The organism is Microbacterium sp. HMH0099, from assembly GCF_049384025.1.
In the GTDB taxonomy this organism is placed as follows: Bacteria; Actinomycetota; Actinomycetes; order Actinomycetales; family Microbacteriaceae; genus Microbacterium.
The window spans coordinates 384,247-406,081 of sequence record NZ_JBMRJR010000003.1; the positions used below are offsets into that span (position 1 = coordinate 384,247).

21 protein-coding genes are annotated in these 21,835 nt (G+C 72.5%); 14 read left to right on the forward strand and 7 right to left on the reverse strand.

The window, feature by feature from the left end; all coding sequences use genetic code 11:
• Nucleotides 1-117 precede the first annotated feature (117 nt).
• The 3 genes from ACO03V_RS09000 (at nucleotide 118) to ACO03V_RS09010 (ending at nucleotide 5,140) form a co-directional block, all read left to right on the forward strand.
• Nucleotides 118-852, forward strand: a complete 735-nt coding sequence (locus tag ACO03V_RS09000) for an exonuclease domain-containing protein (protein ID WP_367727007.1) — start codon at nucleotides 118-120, stop codon at nucleotides 850-852.
• 277 nt (nucleotides 853-1,129) lie between these two features.
• Nucleotides 1,130-3,541 (forward strand): M1 family aminopeptidase, encoded by a 2,412-nt coding sequence (locus ACO03V_RS09005; protein WP_423137357.1) that lies wholly within the window; start codon nucleotides 1,130-1,132, stop codon nucleotides 3,539-3,541.
• Between the two features lie 144 nt (nucleotides 3,542-3,685).
• A complete protein-coding gene (locus tag ACO03V_RS09010) occupies nucleotides 3,686-5,140 on the forward strand; it encodes a DUF222 domain-containing protein (RefSeq protein ID WP_423137358.1) in 1,455 nt (484 codons plus the stop codon).
• Between the two features lie 148 nt (nucleotides 5,141-5,288).
• Here ACO03V_RS09010 and ACO03V_RS09015 read toward each other — a convergent pair whose 3' ends face one another.
• The 3 genes from ACO03V_RS09015 to glgA form a co-directional block, all read right to left on the reverse strand.
• A complete protein-coding gene (locus ACO03V_RS09015; protein WP_367727010.1) occupies nucleotides 5,289-5,540 on the reverse strand; it encodes a type B 50S ribosomal protein L31 in 252 nt (83 codons plus the stop codon).
• Between the two features lie 101 nt (nucleotides 5,541-5,641).
• Entirely contained in the window at nucleotides 5,642-6,424 is a 783-nt protein-coding gene (locus tag ACO03V_RS09020) for an ABC transporter ATP-binding protein (RefSeq protein WP_387054604.1), read from the reverse strand.
• A 136-nt stretch (nucleotides 6,425-6,560) separates the two neighbouring features.
• Nucleotides 6,561-7,760, reverse strand: coding sequence for a glycogen synthase (gene glgA, locus ACO03V_RS09025; protein WP_423137359.1), 1,200 nt, complete (start codon nucleotides 7,758-7,760; stop codon nucleotides 6,561-6,563).
• A gap of 77 nt (nucleotides 7,761-7,837) precedes the next feature.
• Here glgA and glgC point away from each other — a divergent pair, with 77 nt between their 5' ends.
• Entirely contained in the window at nucleotides 7,838-9,082 is a 1,245-nt protein-coding gene (gene glgC, locus ACO03V_RS09030; RefSeq protein WP_367727013.1) for a glucose-1-phosphate adenylyltransferase, read from the forward strand.
• 103 nt (nucleotides 9,083-9,185) lie between these two features.
• On the opposite strand, the gene ACO03V_RS09035 is transcribed toward glgC, so the two are convergent.
• Complete coding sequence (locus tag ACO03V_RS09035) at nucleotides 9,186-9,659, reverse strand: S-ribosylhomocysteine lyase (RefSeq protein WP_423137360.1); 474 nt, start codon at nucleotides 9,657-9,659, stop codon at nucleotides 9,186-9,188.
• A gap of 130 nt (nucleotides 9,660-9,789) precedes the next feature.
• Here ACO03V_RS09035 and serB point away from each other — a divergent pair, with 130 nt between their 5' ends.
• Together serB and ACO03V_RS09045 are read left to right on the forward strand one after the other, a co-directional pair.
• Nucleotides 9,790-10,431: a phosphoserine phosphatase SerB gene (gene serB, locus ACO03V_RS09040; protein WP_367727019.1), complete on the forward strand. Its 642-nt coding sequence runs from the start codon at nucleotides 9,790-9,792 to the stop codon at nucleotides 10,429-10,431.
• 103 nt (nucleotides 10,432-10,534) lie between these two features.
• Nucleotides 10,535-11,212 carry an alpha/beta fold hydrolase gene (locus ACO03V_RS09045; protein WP_367727025.1) on the forward strand — a complete coding sequence of 226 codons (678 nt, stop codon included), beginning with the start codon at nucleotides 10,535-10,537 and terminating at the stop codon, nucleotides 11,210-11,212.
• Between the two features lie 22 nt (nucleotides 11,213-11,234).
• Here the strand turns inward: ACO03V_RS09045 and fabG are convergent, their stop codons facing one another.
• Nucleotides 11,235-11,945: a 3-oxoacyl-ACP reductase FabG gene (gene fabG / locus ACO03V_RS09050; RefSeq protein WP_367727026.1), complete on the reverse strand. Its 711-nt coding sequence runs from the start codon at nucleotides 11,943-11,945 to the stop codon at nucleotides 11,235-11,237.
• Nucleotides 11,946-12,224: 279 nt separating this feature from the next.
• On the opposite strand from fabG, the gene ACO03V_RS09055 reads away from it, so the two are divergent.
• Genes ACO03V_RS09055 through ACO03V_RS09065 form a run of 3 tightly spaced genes read left to right on the forward strand, consistent with a single transcriptional unit; the run spans nucleotide 12,225 to nucleotide 13,632 of the window.
• Entirely contained in the window at nucleotides 12,225-12,503 is a 279-nt protein-coding gene (locus ACO03V_RS09055; protein ID WP_387054593.1) for a DUF3099 domain-containing protein, read from the forward strand.
• On the forward strand, nucleotides 12,500-12,760 hold the full coding sequence (locus ACO03V_RS09060; protein WP_367727028.1) for a hypothetical protein: 261 nt from the start codon (nucleotides 12,500-12,502) through the stop codon (nucleotides 12,758-12,760). The genes ACO03V_RS09055 and ACO03V_RS09060 overlap by 4 nt, the downstream gene beginning before the upstream one ends.
• Complete coding sequence (locus tag ACO03V_RS09065; RefSeq protein WP_367727029.1) at nucleotides 12,757-13,632, forward strand: SURF1 family protein; 876 nt, start codon at nucleotides 12,757-12,759, stop codon at nucleotides 13,630-13,632. The genes ACO03V_RS09060 and ACO03V_RS09065 overlap by 4 nt, the downstream gene beginning before the upstream one ends.
• A 31-nt stretch (nucleotides 13,633-13,663) precedes the next feature.
• Here the strand turns inward: ACO03V_RS09065 and ACO03V_RS09070 are convergent, their stop codons facing one another.
• Nucleotides 13,664-15,262, reverse strand: a complete 1,599-nt coding sequence (locus tag ACO03V_RS09070) for an ABC-F family ATP-binding cassette domain-containing protein (RefSeq protein ID WP_423137361.1) — start codon at nucleotides 15,260-15,262, stop codon at nucleotides 13,664-13,666.
• 236 nt (nucleotides 15,263-15,498) lie between these two features.
• Between ACO03V_RS09070 and ACO03V_RS09075 the strand changes: the two genes are divergently transcribed.
• The 5 genes from ACO03V_RS09075 to ACO03V_RS09095 all read left to right on the forward strand — a co-directional run bounded on the left by ACO03V_RS09075 (nucleotide 15,499) and on the right by ACO03V_RS09095 (nucleotide 20,475).
• On the forward strand, nucleotides 15,499-16,521 hold the full coding sequence (locus tag ACO03V_RS09075; RefSeq protein WP_423137362.1) for an iron-siderophore ABC transporter substrate-binding protein: 1,023 nt from the start codon (nucleotides 15,499-15,501) through the stop codon (nucleotides 16,519-16,521).
• Nucleotides 16,522-16,550: 29 nt separating this feature from the next.
• Nucleotides 16,551-17,594, forward strand: coding sequence for a FecCD family ABC transporter permease (locus tag ACO03V_RS09080; RefSeq protein WP_423137363.1), 1,044 nt, complete (start codon nucleotides 16,551-16,553; stop codon nucleotides 17,592-17,594).
• On the forward strand, nucleotides 17,591-18,664 hold the full coding sequence (locus ACO03V_RS09085; protein ID WP_423137364.1) for a FecCD family ABC transporter permease: 1,074 nt from the start codon (nucleotides 17,591-17,593) through the stop codon (nucleotides 18,662-18,664). Before ACO03V_RS09080 ends, ACO03V_RS09085 begins: the two co-directional genes overlap by 4 nt.
• 64 nt (nucleotides 18,665-18,728) lie before the next feature.
• The gene (locus ACO03V_RS09090) at nucleotides 18,729-19,583 is read left to right on the forward strand and encodes an ABC transporter ATP-binding protein (protein ID WP_423137365.1); all 855 of its coding nucleotides are present in this window, start codon (nucleotides 18,729-18,731) and stop codon (nucleotides 19,581-19,583) included.
• Nucleotides 19,567-20,475, forward strand: a complete 909-nt coding sequence (locus ACO03V_RS09095) for a siderophore-interacting protein (RefSeq protein ID WP_423137366.1) — start codon at nucleotides 19,567-19,569, stop codon at nucleotides 20,473-20,475. The genes ACO03V_RS09090 and ACO03V_RS09095 overlap by 17 nt, the downstream gene beginning before the upstream one ends.
• Nucleotides 20,476-20,529: 54 nt before the next feature.
• Here the strand turns inward: ACO03V_RS09095 and ACO03V_RS09100 are convergent, their stop codons facing one another.
• Nucleotides 20,530-21,690, reverse strand: a complete 1,161-nt coding sequence (locus ACO03V_RS09100) for a MalY/PatB family protein (protein WP_367727036.1) — start codon at nucleotides 21,688-21,690, stop codon at nucleotides 20,530-20,532.
• Nucleotides 21,691-21,835 lie beyond the last annotated feature (145 nt).

Here is a 21,835-nt window from a genome sequence, read left to right on the forward strand (position 1 = left end):
TCGCCGCGCCCCGTGAGGGTTCCGGATCCTGTCCTCCTCGGCCGTCGCCCCGCGCCTTCTGTCCACCGATTCGCGCGTCGCCGTCACGGTGTCGGGGGCCGCCTCTACGGTGGGCCCATGACCACGTGGCAGGCCGAGCCGCTCCCTCTGTTCCAGACGCCCGAGTGGGCGCGGGTGGTGGGTGTGTTCGACCTCGAGACCACCGGCATCGACGTCGTCAGCGACCGCATCGTCACCGCGCACGTGGGCGTCCTCGACGTCGACGGTCAGGTCGTCGACGCGCGCGACTGGCTCGCCGACCCGGGCATCGAGATCCCGGCCGGGGCCGCCGCGATCCACGGCATCTCCACGGAACGTGCGCGGACGGAGGGCGCCCCCGCCGCCACGGTCGTGGCCGAGGTCGTCGAAGCGCTGTCGGCGCTGTTCGCCGCCGGCATCCCGGTCGTCGCCTACAACGCCCCGTTCGACTTCTCCCTGCTCAAGCACGAGGCGCTGCGGCACGGGATCGCGCCGATCGAGAAGCCCTCGCCGGTGCTCGACCCGCTCGTCATGGACAAGACCTACGACCGCTGGCGGCGCGGCAAGCGGACGCTGTCCGTGGTCGCGGCGCACTACGCGGTCCCGCTGGAGTCCGCCCACGAGGCCTGCGCCGACGCCGTCGCGGCCGGGCGCCTCGCCCTGGCCCTCGCCGAGAGGTTCGGGGCATGGATGCCGCCCACGGTCGACGAGCTGCACCTGCGGCAGGTCGCGTGGGCACGGGCGCAGGCGGCGAGCCTGACCGAGTACTTCGTCAAGATCGGGCGCCTGGACGCCACCTCCCCGCCGCTCGACGGTGCGTGGCCGATCCGCTGACGGGCTCTCGCCGCGGAGCCCGGTGCTCCCGCCGCGCGGAGCCCGGTGCCCTCGCCGCACGGAGCCCGGTGCTCCCGCCGCGCGGAGCCCGGTGCTCTCGCCGCGCGGAGCCCGGTGCTCTCGCCGCGCCCCCACGCCATCCGCTGACGCGCTCCGGCTGCGCGCACCCCGGAACCCGCGCGTCACGCCGCGGAAACGTGCCGCCCCTACGGTGGCGTCAACGATCCGGGCAGCGGCCGCGTCCGCCTGCCCCCCTCCTCCGAACGGACCCCCGCCCATGCGTCATACCCCGCCAGCCCGCCCTGCGCGACGCCCCGTCCTGCACCGCTCCCTCGTCACCGCCGGCGCCGCCCTGGTGGCGATGGGCCTGGTCTCGTCCTCGGTCATCCCCGCGTTCGCGGCCGACCCCGTCGACGGCGCGCGCACGTCCGGCGATGCGATGTTCCCGAACGTCGGCAACGGCGGCTACGACGCGCTCGACTACGACATCGACGTCGCCTGGACCCCGGATGCCGTGCAGACGGGCTCCGTGGTGGCCGGCTCCCTCGTCGCGACGTCGACGATGTCCGCCCGCGCAGCCGCGCCTCTCCGCAGCTTCTCCATGGACTTCGAGGGCCTCGAGATCGACTCCGTCACGGTGGACGGCGTCCCGGCGACCTGGCAGCGCGACGTCGACGTCGACGCCATCCGGCACAAGCTCATCGTGACCCCGGCCACCCCGGTCGACGGGGAGTTCCGCGTCACCATCGCCTATCACGGCGTCCCCCAGGCGCACGTCGACGCGGACGGCTCCTACGAGGGCTGGAACGCCACGACCGACGGCGCGACGATGCTGGGGCAGCCGATCGGCAGCATGACCGGCTTCCCGCACAACAACACCCCCGGCGACAAGGCCACCTACTCGATCGCCGTCGACGTCCCCACGACGCTCAGCGACGCGACCGGCGCGGGGGCCGCCCCGGCCGCCGCCGTCAGCAACGGCGAGCTGGTCGCGAAGACGCCGACGAGCGACGGCGCCCGCACGACGTGGGAATGGCGGCAGACGCGGCAGATGGCATCCGAGCTCGTCATCATCTCGATCGGACGCTACGACGTCATCGAGTCGTCGGTGACCCTCGGCAGCGGCCGGACGATTCCCGCGTGGTCCTTCGTCGACTCGACGTCCACCGCCGCGAACAAGGCGACCGTGACGACCGCGGTCGACCAGCTCGGTCCGATCATCCGCGACCTGGAGTCGATCTACGGCCCCTACCCGGGCGGCAGTGCCGGCGTGGTCGTCGACCGCGTCCCGCGCGGCATCAACTACGCGCTCGAGACGCAGGACCGCTCGTTCTTCCCGACCCGCATCGGCTTCAGCACCCTCGTGCACGAGCTGGCGCACCAGTGGTACGGCAACAACGTCTCCCCCACGACGTGGACGGACATCTGGATCGCGGAGGGCATGGCCACCTGGTCCGAGAGCTTCTACAGCGGCAGCGACGGGTTCGGCACCGGTCCGGCGTCGCGCGAGCAGCAGTTCGCGGCGTGGGAGGCCACTCCCGCCGACGACGAGGCCTGGACCATCGCCCCGGGCGCGCAGACCGACCCCGCGAGCCTGTACGGCTTCCAGACCTACGACCGCTCGGCGCAGTTCTGGGCGGCGCTGCGCGTCGCGATCGGCGACGACGCGTTCTTCACCCTGATCGAGCAGTGGCAGACCGACTTCGCCGGCACCAGCCGGACCGGGGCGGACCTGCTCGCCCTCGCCGAAGAGGTGTCCGGCCGCGACCTGACGGCGTTCTCCCAGGACTGGATCCTGGATGCCGACAAGCCGGCGTGGCCCGACGAATTCGCTCTCTCGCTGTCCGCCGACACCACGGCGGCGCTCGAGCGCGGCGAGGTCACGACGTACACCTTGACCGCCGACAACACCGGTCTGGTCCCGCTCGCCACCTCGACGGCATCCGTCGACCTCTCCGCCGTCCTCGACCGCGCCTCGATCGATCCTGCGGCGCTGGACCCGGCTCTGACGCTCGTCGGCGACGAGCTCACGTGGACGATCCCCGCCGCAGCCCCGGGCGAGACCGCGTCGGTGTCGTTCCCGGTGACGGTGGACGACGACGCCTCGGGCGGGACCCTCTCGACGACGGCGGCCGCGAGCCTCGGCGGGACCTGCCTGTCGTGCGCCAGCGATCTCGCCGTGCAGGAGTACCCGGTGGACGCGCAGGCGCCCGTCATCGAGGGCGACGCCACGGTGGGCTCGACGCTGACCGCGACCACTCCCGGCTGGACCGCCGGCACCTCGTTCACGTACTCCTGGGCGATCGACGGGATCTCGATCCCGGATGCCACCGCCCCCACCGTCGTCCTCCCCGCTGCCGCCGAGGGGCGCACGGTGACGGTGACGGTCACGGGGTCGCTCGACGGGTACACCGCCCGGACGCGGACGAGCGCGGCGGTGGGTCCCGTCGCCGCGGCGGCGGTCCCCGGTCCGTCCCCGTCGGCGTCGGCATCGGCCCTACCGTCCTCCTCGCCCTCGGCGTCGGCGGTGGCGGTCCCCGGACCCGCGCGCGGGCAGCTCGGCGTCACCGGCACCGAGCTGCCGATCGTGGCGATCGTCGCGGCGGCGGGCGCGCTCGTCGCCGGTGCGGCGCTGTCGGTCGTCACCGTGCGCCGGCGACGTCTCGCACGCCAGGCGGACTCGGCCTGATCCTCACGTGACGAACGCCCCCGCCCCGGTTCCGGACGTGGGGGCGTTTCGTCGTGGGAGGTATCGGGAGTCGTCCTGACGGGCCGGTTCCGGCGTCGAGGACGCCGCCGATCCGATGTCGGAGGTCGCCGATAGCGTTCTGTCATGTCCCGCGTCGCCCGTCCCGCCGACCGGCCCTCGCCGGCGTTCCGGGAGTGCGACGGGGCGCCGTGGCCCGCCGACGACGAGCTGGATCTGGATGCCGAATGGGCAGCCCTGGACGACAGCGGCGGGGCCTCGTGGTGGGGCGACGACGAGCCGCACCCCTCGATCTCTGCGACGTCGACGTGGGGGTTCCGACCGTCCGACGCGGTCTCCGCGCTCGACGCGCGGCTCGGACACCTGGAGTGCGTCACGGCAGACCGCCGGCGCGCGACCGCGGCGGAGTATCGCCTCATCCTGACGATCCTCGACGAGGCGGCCGCCGACCCGACGCCCTGGGTCGGTCCCGACCCGACCGTCGACCGCGCCTGGCTCGATCCCCGCGGGCGCGCCGCGCGCGCCGTGCAGCGCGACCGCGTCGACCTGGCGGAGCGTGCGGCCGTGGCCGAGATCGCCGTCCGCCTGCATCTGTCGGAGCAGACCGTGCGCACCCGCGCCGGTCACGCCCGCACGCTCGCGGACGGCTGCCCGCGGATCTGGGCCGCCTTCGGCGAGGGGTGCCTGTCGGAGAAGCTCGCGATCGACGCGGCACGCACGGCGTCGACCCTGCCCGCCGGGGACCGCGACGCCCTCTCCCGCTTCGACGAGGAGGCCCTCGTCCCGGCCCTCACCCTCACGCCGGCGAAGTTCGCCGTCGCGGCGCGGGCGATCCGCGAACGCGTGCACACGGAGTCCCTCGAAGAGCGGCATCGACGTGCGGCCCAGGACCGTGGGGTCTGGATGTCGGCGGAGCTCGACGGCATGGCATCCATCCATGCCCTGCTCCCCGCCGACCGGGCCCGCGCGGTGATGTCGCGGCTCGATCGGGCCGCCCGGCACGTGCACGCCGCGGAGGACGAGGAGCGGACGCTGGCGCAGCTCCGCGCCGACGCGTTCGCCGACCTCGTGACGATGAGCGAGCCCGAGAGCCCCGCGTTCCGGAACGCTCCCCCGGCGACGGTCGTCGTCACCGTCCCCGCGTTGACGCTGCTCGGACGCGGCGATGAGCCCGCGACGCTGGAGGGCTACGGCCCCATCGATCTCGAGACCGCGCGACGGCTCGCCGGATCGGCGACGTCGTGGGTCCGGCTGCTCACGCATCCCGTGTCCGGCGCCCCACTGGTGCTGGACCGGACGACCTATCGCGTGCCGGTCGCCCTCCGCCGCTGGCTCGGTGTGACCTCCCCCACCTGCGTGTTCCCGGGGTGCGGACGGGCTGCACGCGATTGCGACATCGACCATCGCACCGCCTGGGCCGGGGGCGGGACGACGGACGGCGACAACCTCGACCCGAAGTGCCGACATCATCACCGTCTTCGTCACGAGTCGCGGTGGGACATCACCCGGTCCCCCGGCGGCGAACCGGCGTGGACGTCCCCGCTCGGCGGCACCTACGGCTCCGATCCGCCCCCGTTCTGAGGCGGCCGCCCGCCGCGATCCCCTTTGTGCCCTCGCGCGACCGTCGCACCACGGGCGAAGACGACGTCGGGCGTCCGCGGTGTTTCGCACCCGCAAAGCACGAAGCCCCCCGTCCCGGAGGACGAGGGGCTTCGCGGAAGAACGAGTCTTACTTGGAACCGAAGTTCTTGAAGCGCTGGTTGAACTTCTCGACGCGACCGGCGGAGTCCATGATGCGCTGCTTGCCCGTGTAGAAGGGGTGCGAAGCGGACGAGATCTCGACGTCGATGACGGGGTACTCGACACCGTCGAGCTCCACGGTCTTGTCGCTGCTCACCGTCGAACGGGTGAGGAAGGTCTCGCCCGAACCGAGGTCGCGGAACACGACGGCCTTGTACTCGGGGTGGATGTCAGTCTTCATGGGAGGTCCTTTGAGAAGTGGTGCCCTGGATTCTGCCAGGACGGTCAAAGTCTGCGGCGCCGACGGCACCAAACGTCGATTCTACCAGGCGATCGGCCCGATCACGACGCGCGGGCCGCGTACCGACCGGCCTCGTGCGTGAGGGTGATCTCGACCCCGAACGTCGCGGTCAGGTTCTCGGCCGTCAACGCCTCGGAAAGGGGCCCGGATGCCACGACCTCGCCGTCCCGCAGCAGCAGCACGTGCGTGAAGCCGACGGGGATCTCCTCCACGTGGTGGGTCACCATGACCATCGCCGGCGTGGTGGGCGCCTGCGCGTACCCGGACAGCAGCGACAGCAGCTCCTCGCGCGCACCCAGATCGAGGCTCGCGGTCGGCTCGTCGAGCAGCAACAGCTCGGGGTCGGTCATGACGGCGCGGGCGATCTGCACGCGCTTCTGCTCGCCGTCCGACAGCGTCCCGAACGTGCGATCGGCGAGGTGGTCCAGACGCCACTCGGCGAGGACGCGCAGCGCGCGTCGCTCGTCGATGTCCTCGTAGTCCTCGCGCCAACGGCCGACGACCGAGAACGCCGCGGTCAGCACGACGTCGAGCACCGTCTCCTCGGGCGGCACGCGGCGCGCCATCGCCGAGGAGGCGAACCCGATCCGCGGACGCAGCTCGAACACGTCGGTGCGGCCGAGCCGCTCGCCCAGGATCGTCACCGCACCCGAGGTGGGGTGCAGCAGCGTGTCGGCGAGCTGCAGGACGGTCGTCTTGCCCGCGCCGTTCGGCCCGAGGACGACCCAGCGCTCGTCGTCGGAGACGGTCCAGTCGAGGTGGGAGACGATGTCCCGCGCGTTCCGGCGGACGACGACGTCGGAGAATTCCAGAACCTGCGGCATGCGTCCCAGCCTATCGGGCACCGTCCCGGAACAGCCGTCCGACGCGGCCGAAGCACCCGGCCGGAACCCTGGCCGGGACCCTGCCAGGACTCCCGCCGGAACCCCGCCGGGACCAGCCCCGCCGGACCGCCCTGCCCTATGCCTTCGCGTTCGCCGCGACCTCGGCGTACAGCGCCGCCGTGGTCTGTGCGATCGCGGCCCAGCTGAAGTCCTGAACGGCCCGCTCGCGCCCCGCCTCGCCGTAGCGCTGCGCGGTCGCGGCATCCGTCACGACCTCCGTGAGCACCCGGGCGAGGTCCGCGACGAACCGGTCGGGGTCGACGGGGGTTCCGGTGCCGTCCTGCACCTGCTCGATGGGGACGAGCCGGCCGGTCACGCCGTCCACGACGACCTCGGGGATGCCGCCGGTCGCGGTGCCGACGACGGCCGCGCCGCACGCCATGGCCTCTAGATTCACGATGCCGAGCGGCTCGTACACGGACGGGCAGACGAACGTCGTCGCCGAGGTGAGGATCGCGCACAGCTCGTTGCGCGGCAGCAGGCGGTCGATCCACACGACGCCCTCGCGGGTCTCCTGCAGCCCGCGCACCAGCTCCTCGACCTCCGCGAGGATCTGCGGGGTGTCCGGCGCGCCGGCACAGAGGATGAGCTGCACGTCGGCCGGCAGCTGCTCCGCCGCGCGCAGCAGGTACGGCAGACCCTTCTGCCGCGTGATGCGCCCGACGAACACGACGGACGGCCGCGACGGGTCGATCCCCACCGAGGACAGGAACGCGTCGTCGGACACCGGATGCCACGCCTCGGTGTCGATGCCGTTGTAGATCACCCGCACGGCGGCGGGATCGAGCGACGGGTAGCTGCGCAGGATGTCGGCGCGCATGCCCTCGCTCACCGCGACCACGGCGGCCGCGCCCTCGTAGGCGGTCTTCTCGATGTAGCTCGAGACGGCGTAGCCGCCGCCCAGCTGCTCGGCCTTCCACGGCCGCAGCGGCTCCAGGCTGTGCGCGGTGACGACGTGCGGGATGCCGTGGAGGAGCGACGCCAGGTGCCCGGCGAAGTTCGCGTACCAGGTGTGGGAGTGCACGACGTCGGCGCCGGCGACGTCCGACACGATCTGCAGGTCGGTGCCGAGCGTCTGGATCGCCCCGTTCGCCGACGCCAGCTCGGACGGCACGCCGTAGGAGGTCGTGTCGGCCTCGTCGCGTTCCGCGCCGAAAGCCCGCACCTGCACCTCGGTGCCGTCCGCGCGCAGCGCGCGGACGAGCTCGGTGGCGTGCACGCCGGCCCCGCCGTAGATCTCCGGCGGGTACTCCTTGGTGACGATGTCGACGCGCATGAGACGAACCGTAGTACACGCTGTCAACCGACGCGCCGCATGTAGTCGCGGCCCCGAAGGACCCCTAATGTGTAGCCATGCCTGCAGCGCCGAAGGTCTTCGGAATCATCCTCGCCGGCGGCGAGGGAAAGCGACTCATGCCCCTGACGGCGGATCGCGCGAAACCCGCCGTCCCTTTCGGCGGCCAGTACCGCCTGATCGACTTCGCAATCTCCAACCTCATCAACTCGGGGCTGCGACAGCTCGTCGTGCTGACGCAGTACAAGTCGCACAGCCTCGACCGCCACGTCTCGCAGACCTGGCGCATGTCGCCGATGCTGGGCGCGTACGTCGCCTCGGTCCCGGCGCAGCAGCGCCTCGGCAAGCGGTGGTTCTCCGGTTCGGCGGACGCGATCCTGCAGAGCATGAACCTCATCCGCGATGAGAAGCCCGACATCGTCGTGGTCATCGGCGCGGACCACGTCTACCGCATGGACTTCGCGCAGATGCTCGACGCGCACATCGCCTCCGACGCGCGCGCCACGGTGGCCGGCATCCGTCAGCCCATCTCGCTGGCGAACCAGTTCGGCGTCATCGACACCGACCCGGCCGACCCGACGAAGATCCGCGAGTTCCTCGAGAAGCCGCAGAACCCCACGGGCCTGGCCGACGCGCCGCACGAGGTGCTCGCCTCGATGGGCAACTACATCTTCGACGCGGACGCGCTCGTCGAGGCGGTCACGCACGACGGCGAGCTGCCGACCTCCGCGCACGACATGGGCGGCGACATCGTGCCCTACTTCGTCAACCGCGGCGAGGCCGCCGTCTACGACTTCAACCGCAACGACGTCCCCGGCTCCACCGCGCGCGACCGCTCCTACTGGCGCGACGTCGGCACGATCGAGTCGTTCTACGACGCGCACATGGACCTGATCTCGACCCTGCCCATCTTCAACCTGTACAACACGGACTGGCCGATCTACTCGCAGACCGTCAACGCCCCGCCCGCGAAGTTCGTCCGCGACTCCGTCGGCCGCATCGGCAACGCGATCGACTCGATCGTCTCGCTCGGGTCGGTGCTGTCGGGCACGCACCTGGAGCGCAGCGTCGTCGGACCGTGGGCGCTGGCCGGCGGCGGCTCGACGATCACCGACTCCGTCCTCTTCGACGGCGTCCAGGTCGGGGCGGGCGCGCGCATCCACCGCGCCATCCTCGACAAGAACGTCGAGCTCGCACCGGGCGCCACGATCGGTGTCGACCGAGAGCGCGACCTCGCCCGCGGCTTCACCGTGACCGACACCGGGATCACCGTCGTCGGCAAGGACGTGCGCGTCGACGCCTGACGAGGGATGCCACGAGGGCCGGTGATCCGTCGGGATCACCGGCCCTCGTCTGTCCGCGGCGGTGCGGCGGTGCGATCGGGTATCGCGGCGGTGCGTGCGCGGGTCAGACGCCGACCCGCTGGAACGCGTCCTGACTGATGCCCTGCTCGAGCACGAGCTTCGACCACTCGCGCGCCGTGTGCAGGCTGTGGTCGCGGTAGTTGCCGCAGCTGAAGGCGTCGGTCCCGGGGACGTCCTCCCACTCCACCTCGGTGGCGATCGCGCGCAGCGAGTCGGTCACGGCGGCGACGAGCGCGGCCACCTCCGGCTCGCCCCACATGATCACGTGGAAGCCGGTGCGGCATCCGAAGGGCGAGATGTCGATGAGACCGTCGATCCGGTCGCGCAGCAGGCTCGCGAGCAGGTGCTCGATGGTGTGGATGCCGGCCGTGGGGATCTCGCCCTGGTTGGGCTGCACGAGACGCAGGTCGAAGTTCGAGATCACGTCGCCGCGGGGGCCGGACTCGGTCCCGATCAGGCGGACGTAGGGCGCCAGAACGGCGGTGTGGTCCAGGGTGAAGCTCTCGATGTCGGCCATGGTGGCGGTCTCCCTCAGTTGGTGCGGCGGCGGAGAAAGCCTACGCGGCGCACGGCGGCAGGGGGCGGGGCGGCGACCACGGGCGTCACGCGGCCCGCGTGTCGTGCGGCGGCGCGCTAGGGTCGAGCGCGTGCCCGCGCCCGTCCGCTTCCTCGTCGTGCTCGACGCCGACTCCACCCTGATCCGCAACGAGGTCATCGAGCTGCTGGCCGACGAGGCCGGCCGCGGTGCCGAGGTCGCCGCCGCCACCGAGGCCGCGATGCGCGGGGAGGTCGACTTCGCCGCCAGCCTCCGCTCGCGAGTCCAGGCCCTCGCGGGGGTCCCGGTCTCCGCCTTCGACCGCGCCGTCGCGCGCATCGAGCCGACCCCGGGCGTCCGCGAGCTGATCGACGCCGTGCACGAGCGCGGCGGACGCGTCGGCGTCGTGTCCGGCGGCTTCCACGAGGTGCTCGACACGGTCGCGCCCGAGCTCGGGGTCGACGTCTGGCGCGCCAACCGCCTCGCCGTCGCGGACGGTCGGCTGACCGGCGAGGTCGAGGGCGACATCGTGGATGCCGCCGCGAAGGCGCGCACGCTGGGGGAATGGGCCGCGGAGGCCGACGTGCTCCCGTCGCAGACCTTCGCGATCGGCGACGGCGCGAACGACCTGCAGATGATGGCGGTCGCGGGGCTCGGACTGGCGTTCAACGCCAAGCCCGCCGTGCGCGAGCGCGCGGACCTCGTCATCGGCCCGGTCGACCTGCGCGAGGTCATCGCCCTGCTCCCCCGCTGACGCGGGGCCGGAAACCGAAGCCCGACGGCGTTCAGCGGCCGGTGGAGGCGGTCCTGTCGAGACGGGCCTGGTCGATGTCGGAGGCCGGCTCTACGCTCGGGCCATGGACGTCATCCTCATCCCGGGCCTGTGGCTCGACGCCTCCTCATGGGACGCCGTCGTCCCCACCCTGACCGCCGCGGGCCATCGCGCGCACCCGATCACCCTCCCCGGTGCCGACGCCGGCGACATCGGCATCGCCGACTGGGTCGCCGCGGTCGTCGCCGAGATCGACCGCACCGAGGGCCCCGTCGTGCTCGTCGGGCATTCCGGCGGCGGCAACGTCGCCTGGGGTGCGGCCGACGCCCGCGCCGACCGTGTCGCTCGGGTCGTGTTCGTCGACACCGTGCCGCCGCCTCCGGGGGCGATGATCTCGGAGTTCCCCGTCGTGGACGGGCGCGTCCCCTTCCCCGGCTGGGACGCGTTCGACGAGCCCGACATCGCGGACATCGACGACGAGACCCGTCGGCGGATCGCCGCGGGCGCGGTGGACGTACCCGGACGCGTGCCCACCGACGGCGTCGCCCTCACGGACGACCGTCGTCACGGCATCCCGGTGACGATCCTGTCGGGTCAGCTCGACGCGCAGACGCTCCCCGCGGTGCTCGCGGAATGGGGGCCGTTCGCCGAGGAGTTCGGCCGGGTCGCCGACGTCGAGGTCGTCCGGCTCGACTCGGGCCACTGGCCGCAGTTCTCGCAGCCCGAGAGCTTCGCCCGGACGCTCGCGGCAGCCGTGCGCTGACGCGCGCGGGAACCGCCGTCGGTCAGTGCCCCATCCCGAGGCCGCCGTCGACGGGGATGACGGCGCCGGAGATGTAGGCGGCGTCGTCGCCGGCCAGCCACGTCACGACGCCGGCCACCTCATCGGGCGAGGCGAAGCGCCCGGCGGGGATGTTCTTCTTGTACTCGGCCTGCGTCTCCGGGGCCAGCTCGGCCGTCATGTCGGTCTCGATGAACCCGGGCGCCACCACGTTCGCCGTGATGCCGCGTCCGCCGAGCTCGCGCGTGAGCGAGCGGGCGAACCCGACCAGCGCGCTCTTGGACGCGGCGTAGTTGATCTGCCCCGCCGACCCGTAGAGGCCCACGACGCTGGAGATGAGGATGACGCGGCCCCAGCGCGCCTTGAGCATGCCCTTCGAGGCGCGCTTGACGACGCGGAACGCGCCGCCGAGGTTCGTCGACACGACGCTGTCGAAGTCGTCCTCGCTCATGCGCAGCAGCAGGGTGTCCTTCGTGACGCCGGCGTTGGCGACGACGACGGCGATGGGACCGAGCTGCGCCTCCACCTCCGAGAACGCCGCGTCGACGGCGGCGGCGTCGGTGACGTCGGCGCGGACCGTCAGCGAGCCCGCGGGGCCCTCGCCCGAGCGCGCGGTCACGGCGACCTTCCACCCCTCGGCGACGAACCGTTCGGCGATGGCGCGGCCGATGCCGCGGTTACCTCCGGTGACGACGACGACACGGTCCTGTGACATGGGTGAGACTCCTGCGCTGCGAGGGACGGGACCGGCCCAGCCTACCGAGCCCGGCCGGCCCGCTTCGGGCCCCGGTGACCGGCCCGGCTCGCGCCCGCCCCGCCGTTTATCTCGATGGCGTCGGATTACGTCTTCCGTGAGACGCTGGGAGGCGCCCGGTCGGGATGCCGGGCGTACCCTGGAAGGACTGTGAAGTCATCGCACCGCGCTCAGTCTGCGACATCGCTCCCTCAAGCACCGAGGGAGGACGCCGACTCCCGTTTCACCAGGTACATGGTGATGATGGGCATCCGCATCGCGTGCTTCATCCTCATGGCGGTGGTGACCCCCTACGGCTGGTACACGTGGGTGTTCGCCGCCGGCGCGATCTTCCTGCCGTACCTGGCCGTGGTCACCGCGAGCGTCAGCCCCGACGCGCCCCGCGCGGCCGCCGAGAACCCCGAGCGGGTGCTCGAGGCCCCGTCGGCTGCACCGACGGCGCCGGTCTCGGACACGCCGACGGTCATCCGGATCTCCGAGACGCCGCGCGTGGAGCCGCCCCGGGACGAGCGCCCGTGAGCGACGCGACGGCCGAGTGCTCCCGCGCCGGCTGCCGCGACACCGCCGCCTGGGCGATCCTCTGGCGGAACCCCCGGATCCACACCCCCGACCGTCGCAAGACGTGGGTCGCCTGCGACGCGCACGTCGGCTACCTGCGGGAGTTCCTCGCGGCCCGCGACTTCCCTCTCGAGGTGCGCAGCCTGTCCTCGGACACGGATGCCGCCTCCTCCGGCACCGCCCCCGTCGCCCCCTCGCCCGCGGGGACCGTGTCATGAGTCGCCGCGATGCCCCCGCCGCCGTCCGGTGGAGCGCCTACATCGGGATCGCCGTGCTGTTCGCGATCGCCTGCGGCTTCCTCTCGCACTGGCAGTTCTCCCGGAACGAGGAGCGGTCCGCCGCCCTCCGCCTCGTCGCCGACAACTACGACCAGGAGCCCGTCGCCCTCGGCGACCTGCTCGCCCCCGGCGCGGAGCTGGACCCGCTCGACGAGTGGCGTCCCGTGCGTCTGAGCGGCCAGTACCTCGCCGACGAGGAGCTGCTCGTCCGCAACCGCGCCCACGGCGGGTCCGCGGCCTACGAGGTGCTCGTCCCCTTCCGCCAGGACGACGGCCGCGTCCTGCTCGTCGACCGCGGATGGCTGCCCCCCGGCGACCGCCAGTCCGAGCCGGACGCCATCCCGGCGCCGCCGTCCGGGAACGTCGACATCGTCGTGCGGGTGCGCCCGGGCGAGCCCGTGCCCGCCTCCGGCCGGACCGCCGAGGCGGGACAGGTCCCCACGATCAACCTGGGACTCGTGGCCGAGCAGACCGGTCCCCTCGAGCAGGGCGCTTACGGCCTGATCGTCTCGGAGGACCCCGCCGTCGCCGACATGCCGCTCACCATCGAGCCGCCCAGCGACGACCCCGGACCACACCTGTCGTACGCGATCCAGTGGATCCTCTTCGCCGCCATGGGCTTCGCGTTCATCGCCTACGTCATCGTCAGCGAGCGCCGCATCCGCCGCGAGGAGGCGGAGGAGGCGCGGGAGGCTCACGCCCGCGGCGAGGAGGCCGCCCCGAAGGGCGACGCCGTCGCCGCCCACCGCCGTCGCCGCCGCGTCCGCGACCGCGACGCGGACGACGAGGACGCCCTGCTCGACGCCCGCTGAGCCGACGCCCCGGGGCTTCGAAGGCGCGGGACTACGCCAGCGTGATCAGCTCGGCGTAGTCGCGACCCCAGATGTCTTCCACGCCGTCCGGCAGGATGAGCACGCGCTCGGGGTTCAGCGCCTCGACGGCGCCCTCGTCGTGCGAGACGAGCACGACCGCGCCCTCGTAGTGCGCGAGCGCCCCGAGGATCTCCTCGCGCGAGGCGGGGTCGAGGTTGTTCGTGGGCTCGTCGAGGAGCAGCATGTTCGCCGACGACACGACGAGCGTCGCGAGCGACAGACGCGTCTTCTCGCCGCCGGAGAGGACGCCGGCGGGCTTGAGCACGTCGTCGCCGACGAACAGGAATGAGCCGAGCACCTTGCGCGCCTCGGTCGCGGTGATGTGCGGGGCCGCCGACATCATGTTGTCGAGGACGGACCGGTCGACGTCGAGGTTCTCGTGCTCCTGTGCGTAGTAGCCGATCTTCAGGCCGTGGCCCGGCTCGAGCTGGCCGGTGTCGGGCTGGTCCACGCCGGCGAGGATGCGCAGCAGCGTGGTCTTGCCCGCGCCGTTCAGGCCCAGGATGACCACGCGCGAGCCGCGGTCGATGGCCAGGTCCACGTCGGTGAAGATCTCGAGCGACCCGTACGACTTGGACAGACCGGACGCCATGAGCGGCGTCTTGCCGCACGGAGCGGGCTTGGGGAACCGCAACTTGGCGACGCGCTCGTCCTGACGCACGTCGTCCAGGCCGGACAGCATCTTCTCGGCGCGCGCGACCATCTGGTGGGCGGCCGCCGCCTTGGACGCCTTCGCCCCGAACCGGGCGGCCTGCAGCTGCAGCGCAGAGGCCTTCTTCTCGACGTTGGCGCGCTCCTTCTTGCGGCGCTCCTCGTCGGCCACCCGCTGGCGCAGGTAGTTCTTCCAGTTCATGTTGTAGACGTCGATGATCTGCCGGTTGGCATCCAGGTAGAAGACCCGGTTGACGGTCTCGCCGACGAGCTCCACGTCGTGCGAGATGACGATGAGCCCGCCCTTGTAGCCCTTCAGGAACTCGCGCAGCCAGACGACGCTGTCGGCGTCGAGGTGGTTGGTCGGCTCGTCGAGGATCATCGTCTGCGCGTCCGAGAAGAGGATGCGCGCGAGCTCGATGCGTCGGCGCTGACCGCCCGAGAGGGTCTTGAGGGGCTGATCGAGGATCCGGTCCGGCAGCGAGAGGTTGTGGGCGATGGATGCCGCCTCCGCCTCGGCCGCGTACCCGCCCGCCGCTTCGAACTGCTCGGTGAGCCGGGCGTACTTCTTCATGGCCTTCGCGGCGACGGCGGGGTCGTCGTCCCCCATCGCCAGCGACGCCTCGTGCATGCCGAGCGCCAGGGAGCCCAGTCCGCGCGCGTCGAGGATGCGCGTGCGCGCGAGCATCTCGGGGTCTCCCGAGCGAGGGTCCTGCGGCAGGTAGCCGAGCTCGCCGCTCCGGTCGACGCCGCCGTTCGCGGGCAGCAGGTCGCCGGCGAGCACCTTGGTGAGGGTCGTCTTCCCGGCGCCGTTCCGGCCGACGAGACCGATCTTGTCGCCGTCCGAGACGCGGAAGGCGACGTCGGACATGAGGACGCGGGCGCCCACGCGGATCTCGAGGTCGTGCACGGAGAGCACAGCGAACGTCCGTTCTTGAGGCGGGAAGAGGGAGGTGGCCGATGGCCAATCACCCAGTATACGTCGCCGGTCGAACGCTTCCTGGGACCGTGTGCGGGTGCGCGCGACAGAAGCCGCCCGATGACTGCTTCACCGTCGAGACAACCACCCGGCGTCTCACCCGCCGGGTTTGCAAACCTCGCCTGGCCGTGATCTAAACTAAGCCTATCCTTACTTCACCTCACAGGAGGCTCTCCGTGTCCCGACTCCGCGCGCTGACGGCTCTGACCGTCGGCTCCGCCCTCGTCCTCACCGGCTGCGCCGGCTCCGCCGGCAGCTCCGAGGGCGGCTCGAACGCCGACGCGGGCGCGGGCTTCCCCGTCACCATCGAGCACGCCTTCGGCACGACCACGATCGAGGCCAAGCCCGAGCGCGTCGCCACGGTCGCGTGGTCCAACCAGGAGGTCCCCCTGGCGCTCGGCGTCGTGCCCGTCGGCATGGCGAAGGCGACGTGGGGCGACGACGACGGCGACGGCATCCTCCCCTGGGTCGAGGACAAGCTGGAGGAGCTGGGCGGCGAGACGCCGGTCCTGTTCGACGAGACCGACGGCATCGACTTCGAGGCCGTGGCGGACACGCAGCCCGACGTCATCCTCGCGGCCTACTCGGGCCTGACGCAGGAGGACTACGACACGCTGTCCAAGATCGCCCCCGTCGTGGCCTACCCCGAGGCGCCCTGGAACACGACCCTCGACCAGATGATCCGCCTCAACAGCGAGGGCCTGGGCATGGCGGACGAGGGCGAGGCCCTCATCGAGGAGATCAAGACCGAGTCGCAGGCGGCGTTCGACGCGCACCCGGAGCTCGCCGAGGTGGCGCCGGTGTTCGCGTTCACCGACCCGACCGACCTCAGCTCGATCACCTACTACACCGAGCACGACCCGCGCGCGGGCTACCTGTCCGAGTTCGGCATGCCGACCCCGGCGCAGGTCGAGACCGCGTCCGGCGAGACCGACGCGTTCTACACCGACATCAGCGCGGAGCAGGTCGACGCCTTCTCCGACGTGGGCCTGTGGATCACGTACGGCCCCGCGGACGGCTCGCTCCAGACCCAGCTGCAGGCCGACCCGCTGCTGTCGCAGGTCCCCGCCATCGCCGAAGGCCGCATCGCCGTCCTCGAGGACGGCACGCCGCTGGCCGCTTCCGCCAACCCGTCGCCCCTCTCCGTGAGCTGGGGCCTGAACGCCTACCTCGACGTCCTCAGCGCCGCGCTGCGCTGACCCGGACCGTCTCCGACCACGTCCCCGTGATGACCCGTACGCCCGTCGCCGACGCGCTCCCGGATGCCGCTGCCCTGCGGCGTCCGGCGGCCCGTCGACTCGTGTGGCTGCTGGTCCTCGCGGTGGGCGTGGTCCTGGCCGTCGTGGCATCCATCGCCTTCGGCACCCGCGACGTGTCGATCGGCGAGATCGTGTCGTCGTTCACCGGCGGGACCGGGGTCGGCGAGGCCGCGATCACCGCGCGTCTGCCGCGGACGGTCCTCGGTGTGCTCGTCGGGGCGGCGCTGGCCATGTCGGGGCTGACGCTGCAAGCGGTCACCCGCAATCCGCTCGCCGACCCGGGCATCCTCGGGGTGTCCGCCGGCGCGGCGTTGTTCGTCGTGTTCGGCATCGCCTTCTTCGGCGTCTCCAGCGCGCTCGGCTACATGGGCTTCGCGGTGGTGGGCGCCGCCGTCGCGGCGGTGTTCGTCTACACCGTCGGATCGCTCGGTCGCGGCGGGGCGACGCCGCTGAAGCTCGCGCTGGCCGGCGCGGCCACGACGGCGGCCTTCGGGTCCCTGTCCAGCGCCATCCTCCTCCCCCGCATCGACCTGCTCGAGGTCTTCCGCTTCTGGCAGATCGGCGGAATCGGCGGCGCGACCTGGGACCGCATCCAGATCGCGCTCCCCGTCCTGCTCGTCGGCACCGTGGTCGTCGTGCTGTGCGCGCGGGGCATGAACTCCCTCGCGCTCGGCGACGACGTCGCCACCGGGCTCGGCGAGCACGTCGCCCGCACGCGTCTGATCGCCACCGCCGGCGCCGTCGTCCTCGTCGGCGCCGCGACCGCGATCGCCGGCCCGATCGCCTTCGTCGGTCTCGTCATCCCGCACGTGTGCCGTCTGCTCATCGGGACGGACCACCGCTGGCTCGTGCCGTTCTCCGCCCTCGGCGGGGCGATCCTGCTGCTCGTCGCCGACGTCGTCGGTCGCGTCATCACGCGGCCGAGCGAGGTCGAGGTGGGCGTGCTGACCGCCGTCATCGGCGCCCCGTTCTTCATCTGGATCGTCCGCCGACAGAAGGTGCGCGAACTGTGACCGCCGTCCTCACCCCGCCGCCCGCCGCCGACGCCGCCCGTCCCGCCGCGGTGCACCGCCTCGTGCGCGGCCGTCGCGAGCGCGCGCGCCGCCGGATGCTGGTGTCCGCCGTACTCGGCGTCGTCGTGCTGGCCGTGTTCGTCGTCTCGCTCATGGTCGGTCAGACCTTCTACACCCCGGACGAGGTCGTCCGCGTGCTGTTCGGGCAGACCGTGCCCGGCGCCTCCTTCACGATCGGCGAGCTCCGCCTCCCGCGCGCCACGCTCGGCGTGCTCTCCGGCCTCGCGTTCGGCATGGCCGGCGTCACGTTCCAGACGATGCTGCGCAACCCGCTGGCCTCGCCCGACATCATCGGCATCTCCTCCGGCGCGAGCGCCGCCGCGGTCGTCGCCATCATCTTCTTCTCGCTGTCGGATGCCGCGGTCTCCGTCGCCGCGCTCCTCGGCGCCCTCGGCGCCGCCACCGCGATCTACCTGCTGTCCCGCCGCGGCGGCTTCGCGGGCGCCCGCCTCGTGCTCATCGGCATCGGCGTGGCCGCCATGCTCGACGCGGTCACGACGTACTCGCTCGCCCGGGCGGCGAACTGGAACCTGCAGACGGCGATGCAGTGGCTCACGGGGAGCCTGAACAACGCGTCCTGGGAACGGGTCCTGCCGCTCGCGCTGGCCGCCGCGGTCATCGTCCCGTTGATGATCGGCAACACCCGCGGCCTGGCCGTCCTGCGCCTCGGCGACGACTCCGCCGCGGCGCTCGGCGTGCGCGTGGAGCGCACGCGGGTCCTCCTCATCCTCGGGGCCGTCGTGCTGCTCGCCTTCGCCACCGCCGCCAGCGGCCCGATCGCGTTCGTCGCGTTCATGGCCGGACCGATCGCCGCGCGGCTCATCGGCCCCGGCGGCTCCCTGCTGCTCCCCGCGGGGCTCGTCGGCGCGGCGCTCGTGCTGGTGTCGGACCTCATCGGTCAGTTCGCCTTCGACAACCGCTACCCGGTGGGCGTCGTCACCGGCGTCCTCGGCGCTCCGTACCTCATCTACCTGCTCATCAGGACCAACCGCTCCGGAGGCTCCCTGTGATCTCGCCTGCCGCCCACGGCATCCATCCCGGCCTCTCCCCCGCGACCGCCCGCGGAGGTGCGCGATGACCGCCGACCGCTCGCTCACCGCCGAAGGACTCACCCTCGCCTACGGCGACCGGACCATCGTCGACGGCCTCGACCTCGTCCTCCCCCCGGGCCGGATCACCGCGATCGTCGGCGCCAACGGCTGCGGCAAGTCCACCCTTCTGCGCGCGTTCGCGCGTCTGCTCCCGCCCCGCGCCGGCCGCATCGTCCTCGACGGCAAGGCGCTGCACGAGCTCCCCTCCAAGGAGGTGGCCCGCATCCTGGGCCTGCTCCCCCAGAGCCCGCTCGCCCCCGAGGGCATCGCCGTGGCCGATCTCGTGGGTCGCGGCCGCCACCCGCACCAGCGCGCGCTCGCCCGCTGGAGCGCCCGCGACTACGAGGTCGTCTCCGAGTCCCTCGCCGCGACCGGCATCACCGACCTCGCCGACCGGTCGATCGACGAGCTGTCCGGCGGTCAGCGGCAGCGCGTGTGGATCGCCATGGCGCTGGCGCAGGAGACCGACATCCTGCTCCTCGACGAGCCCACCACCTTCCTCGACGTCGCCCACCAGGTCGAGGTGCTCGACCTGCTGACCGACCTCAACCACGAGCGCGGCACCACGACCGTCATGGTGCTCCACGACATGAACCTCGCCGCGCGCTACGCCGACCACATCGTCGCCCTTCGCGAGGGGCGCGTCGTCGCCGCGGGCACCCCGAACGAGGTCATGACCTCCGAGATGATCGCGGAGGTCTTCGGCCTCGACGCGCTCGTCGTCCCCGATCCCGTGTCGGGGTCGCCGCTGATCCTGCCCCGCGGCCGCCACCACGTCACCCCGCGGCTGCACGCCGCCGAGACCCCCCGGGAGACCCACGATGCCCTCCAGCCGTGAGACCTCGCGCTTCTTCCGCGTCCGCGTCGCCCGCATCACCGACCTGACCCCGAGCTTCCGCCGCTTCACGTTCACCGGCGACGACCTCGACGAGTACGGCGACCCCGGCTTCGACCAGCGCATCAAGATCGTCTTCCCCACCGACGGCGTCGGCATCGACGCCATGCCCACGGGCGACGACTGGTGGACCGCCTGGCGGGAGCTGCCCGACGACGGCCGTCCGCCGTTCCGCACCTACACGACCCGGGCCGTCCGCCGCGACGTGCGCGAGGTCGACGTCGACATGGTCGCGCACGAGGTCCTCGGACCGGCCTCCGCCTGGATCGAGAACGCCCGTCCCGGCGACGAGGTCCTCATCTTCGCCCCCACCGTCGCCCTGACCGAGGTGAGCTTCGGCGTAGACTTCGTCCCGCCCGCCCACACCGGCGACTTCCTCCTCGCCGGCGACGAGACCGCTGCCCCCGCGATCGCCGTCATCCTGGAGCAGCTCCCCCGCGACGCGACCGGGACCGTCGTCCTCGAGGTGCCCACCCCCGGTGACCTCGACTACCTGCCGCGGCATCCCGGCTTCCGGTTCCACCTCGCCCCCCGCACCGGCGCCGACCGGCACGCGCACCTCGTCGCCGCGACGCAGGCCGCCGCCGCCGTCCTCACCCCCGAGGGACACGGCGCAGAGGTGGAGGAGGTCGACATCGACGCCGGCATGCTGTGGGAGGTGCCCCGCACCGCGAAGGGCGGCGCCGCGCTGAAGAAGGCGCCGCTGTACGCCTGGCTCGCCGGGGAGGCGTCGGCCATCAAGGCGCTGCGGCGACACCTCGTCACCGAGCGCGGCGTCGACCGCCGTGCCGTCGCGTTCATGGGCTACTGGCGGACGGGGCGCGCCGAGGTCTGACGACGGACTCCGGATGCCACGGCCCCGAGGCCGCGGTCCGGTGTCGCGGTCCCGTCAGCGCCGGGCCAGCCGTCCGATGCGCTCGATCGCCTCGGTCAGCACCTCCGGCGCGCAGCCGACGTTGATGCGGACGTGTCCGATGCCCTCCACGCCGAACAACGGCCCGTGGTGCAGGGCGACGCCCGCCTCGCGGCGGATGTACGGCGCGGGGTTCTCGCCCCAGCCGTAGGCGGACACGTCGACCCAGGCGAGGAAGCCGGCATCCGGGATCCGATACCGCGCCAGCGGGAGGTGCTCCGCGAGCAGGTCGGCGAGCAGACGCCGGTTCTCGTCGAGCGCCGCGAGGAGGCCGTCCAGCCAGGCGTCGCTCTCGGCGCTGAACGCCGCACGATTCGCGATCACGCCGAAGAGCCCGGCGCGCCACTCCACCTCCCACGGCAGCGACCGGACGACCGCGGCGGTCTCGTCCGATCCCGTGACGATCACGGCGCACTTCAGCCCCGCGAGGTTGTAGGTCTTGCTCGCGCTGGTCACGGCGTAGCCCACCGCGGCGGCCTCGGGGGCGGCGTCGAGGAACGGCGTGAACACGGACGGCGCGTGGGTGAGCGGCGCGTGGATCTCGTCGCTGACGACGGTGGCACCGTACCGCGCGGCCAGGCGGGCCAGAGCGGCGAGGGACGCGCGGCTGTGGACGGTGCCCGTCGGGTTGTGGGGGTTGCACAGCAGGATCGAGCGCGCCCCCGCGGCCAGCGCCGCCTCGATGCCCGGCAGGTCCAGCTCCCAGCCGTCGCCGTGGTCGAGCAGCGGCACGAGCTCCACGACCGCGCCGGCCTCCTCGACGGTGTCGAAGAACGGCGGGTACACCGGCGGCGTGACCACGACCCGGTCCCCGGGCCGCGTGACCGCCCGCAGCACCTCCACGACGCCCATCATGACGTCACCCGTCCAGCGGATGCGCGCCGGATCCGGACGCCATCCCCAGCGCCGTTCCGCGTACGCGGCGAAGTCGAGGTCGATCCCCGGACGCGGCGGCGTGTACCCCGTGTCGCCGATCTCGACCGCCCGCGTCAGCGCCGCCGTGATGGCGGGCGCGAGCGGGAAGTCCGTCTCGGCCACGAACATCGGGATGACATCGTCCCCGTACGACTTCCATTTGGTGCTGGACCGCTGGCGCAGCAGCTCCAGCGGCAGGGCCTGCAGAGGGGGGACGCTCATCCTGCGAGCCTAACGAGGGACGATGGATGCCACCGGCCCCGACGTCAGACGGGGAAACACGAAAGCCCGTGTCCAGACGGGAAACACGAAAGCCCGCGTCGAACAGCGAACGCCCACCCCGTTGGGGTGGGCGTTCGCCAGAAGA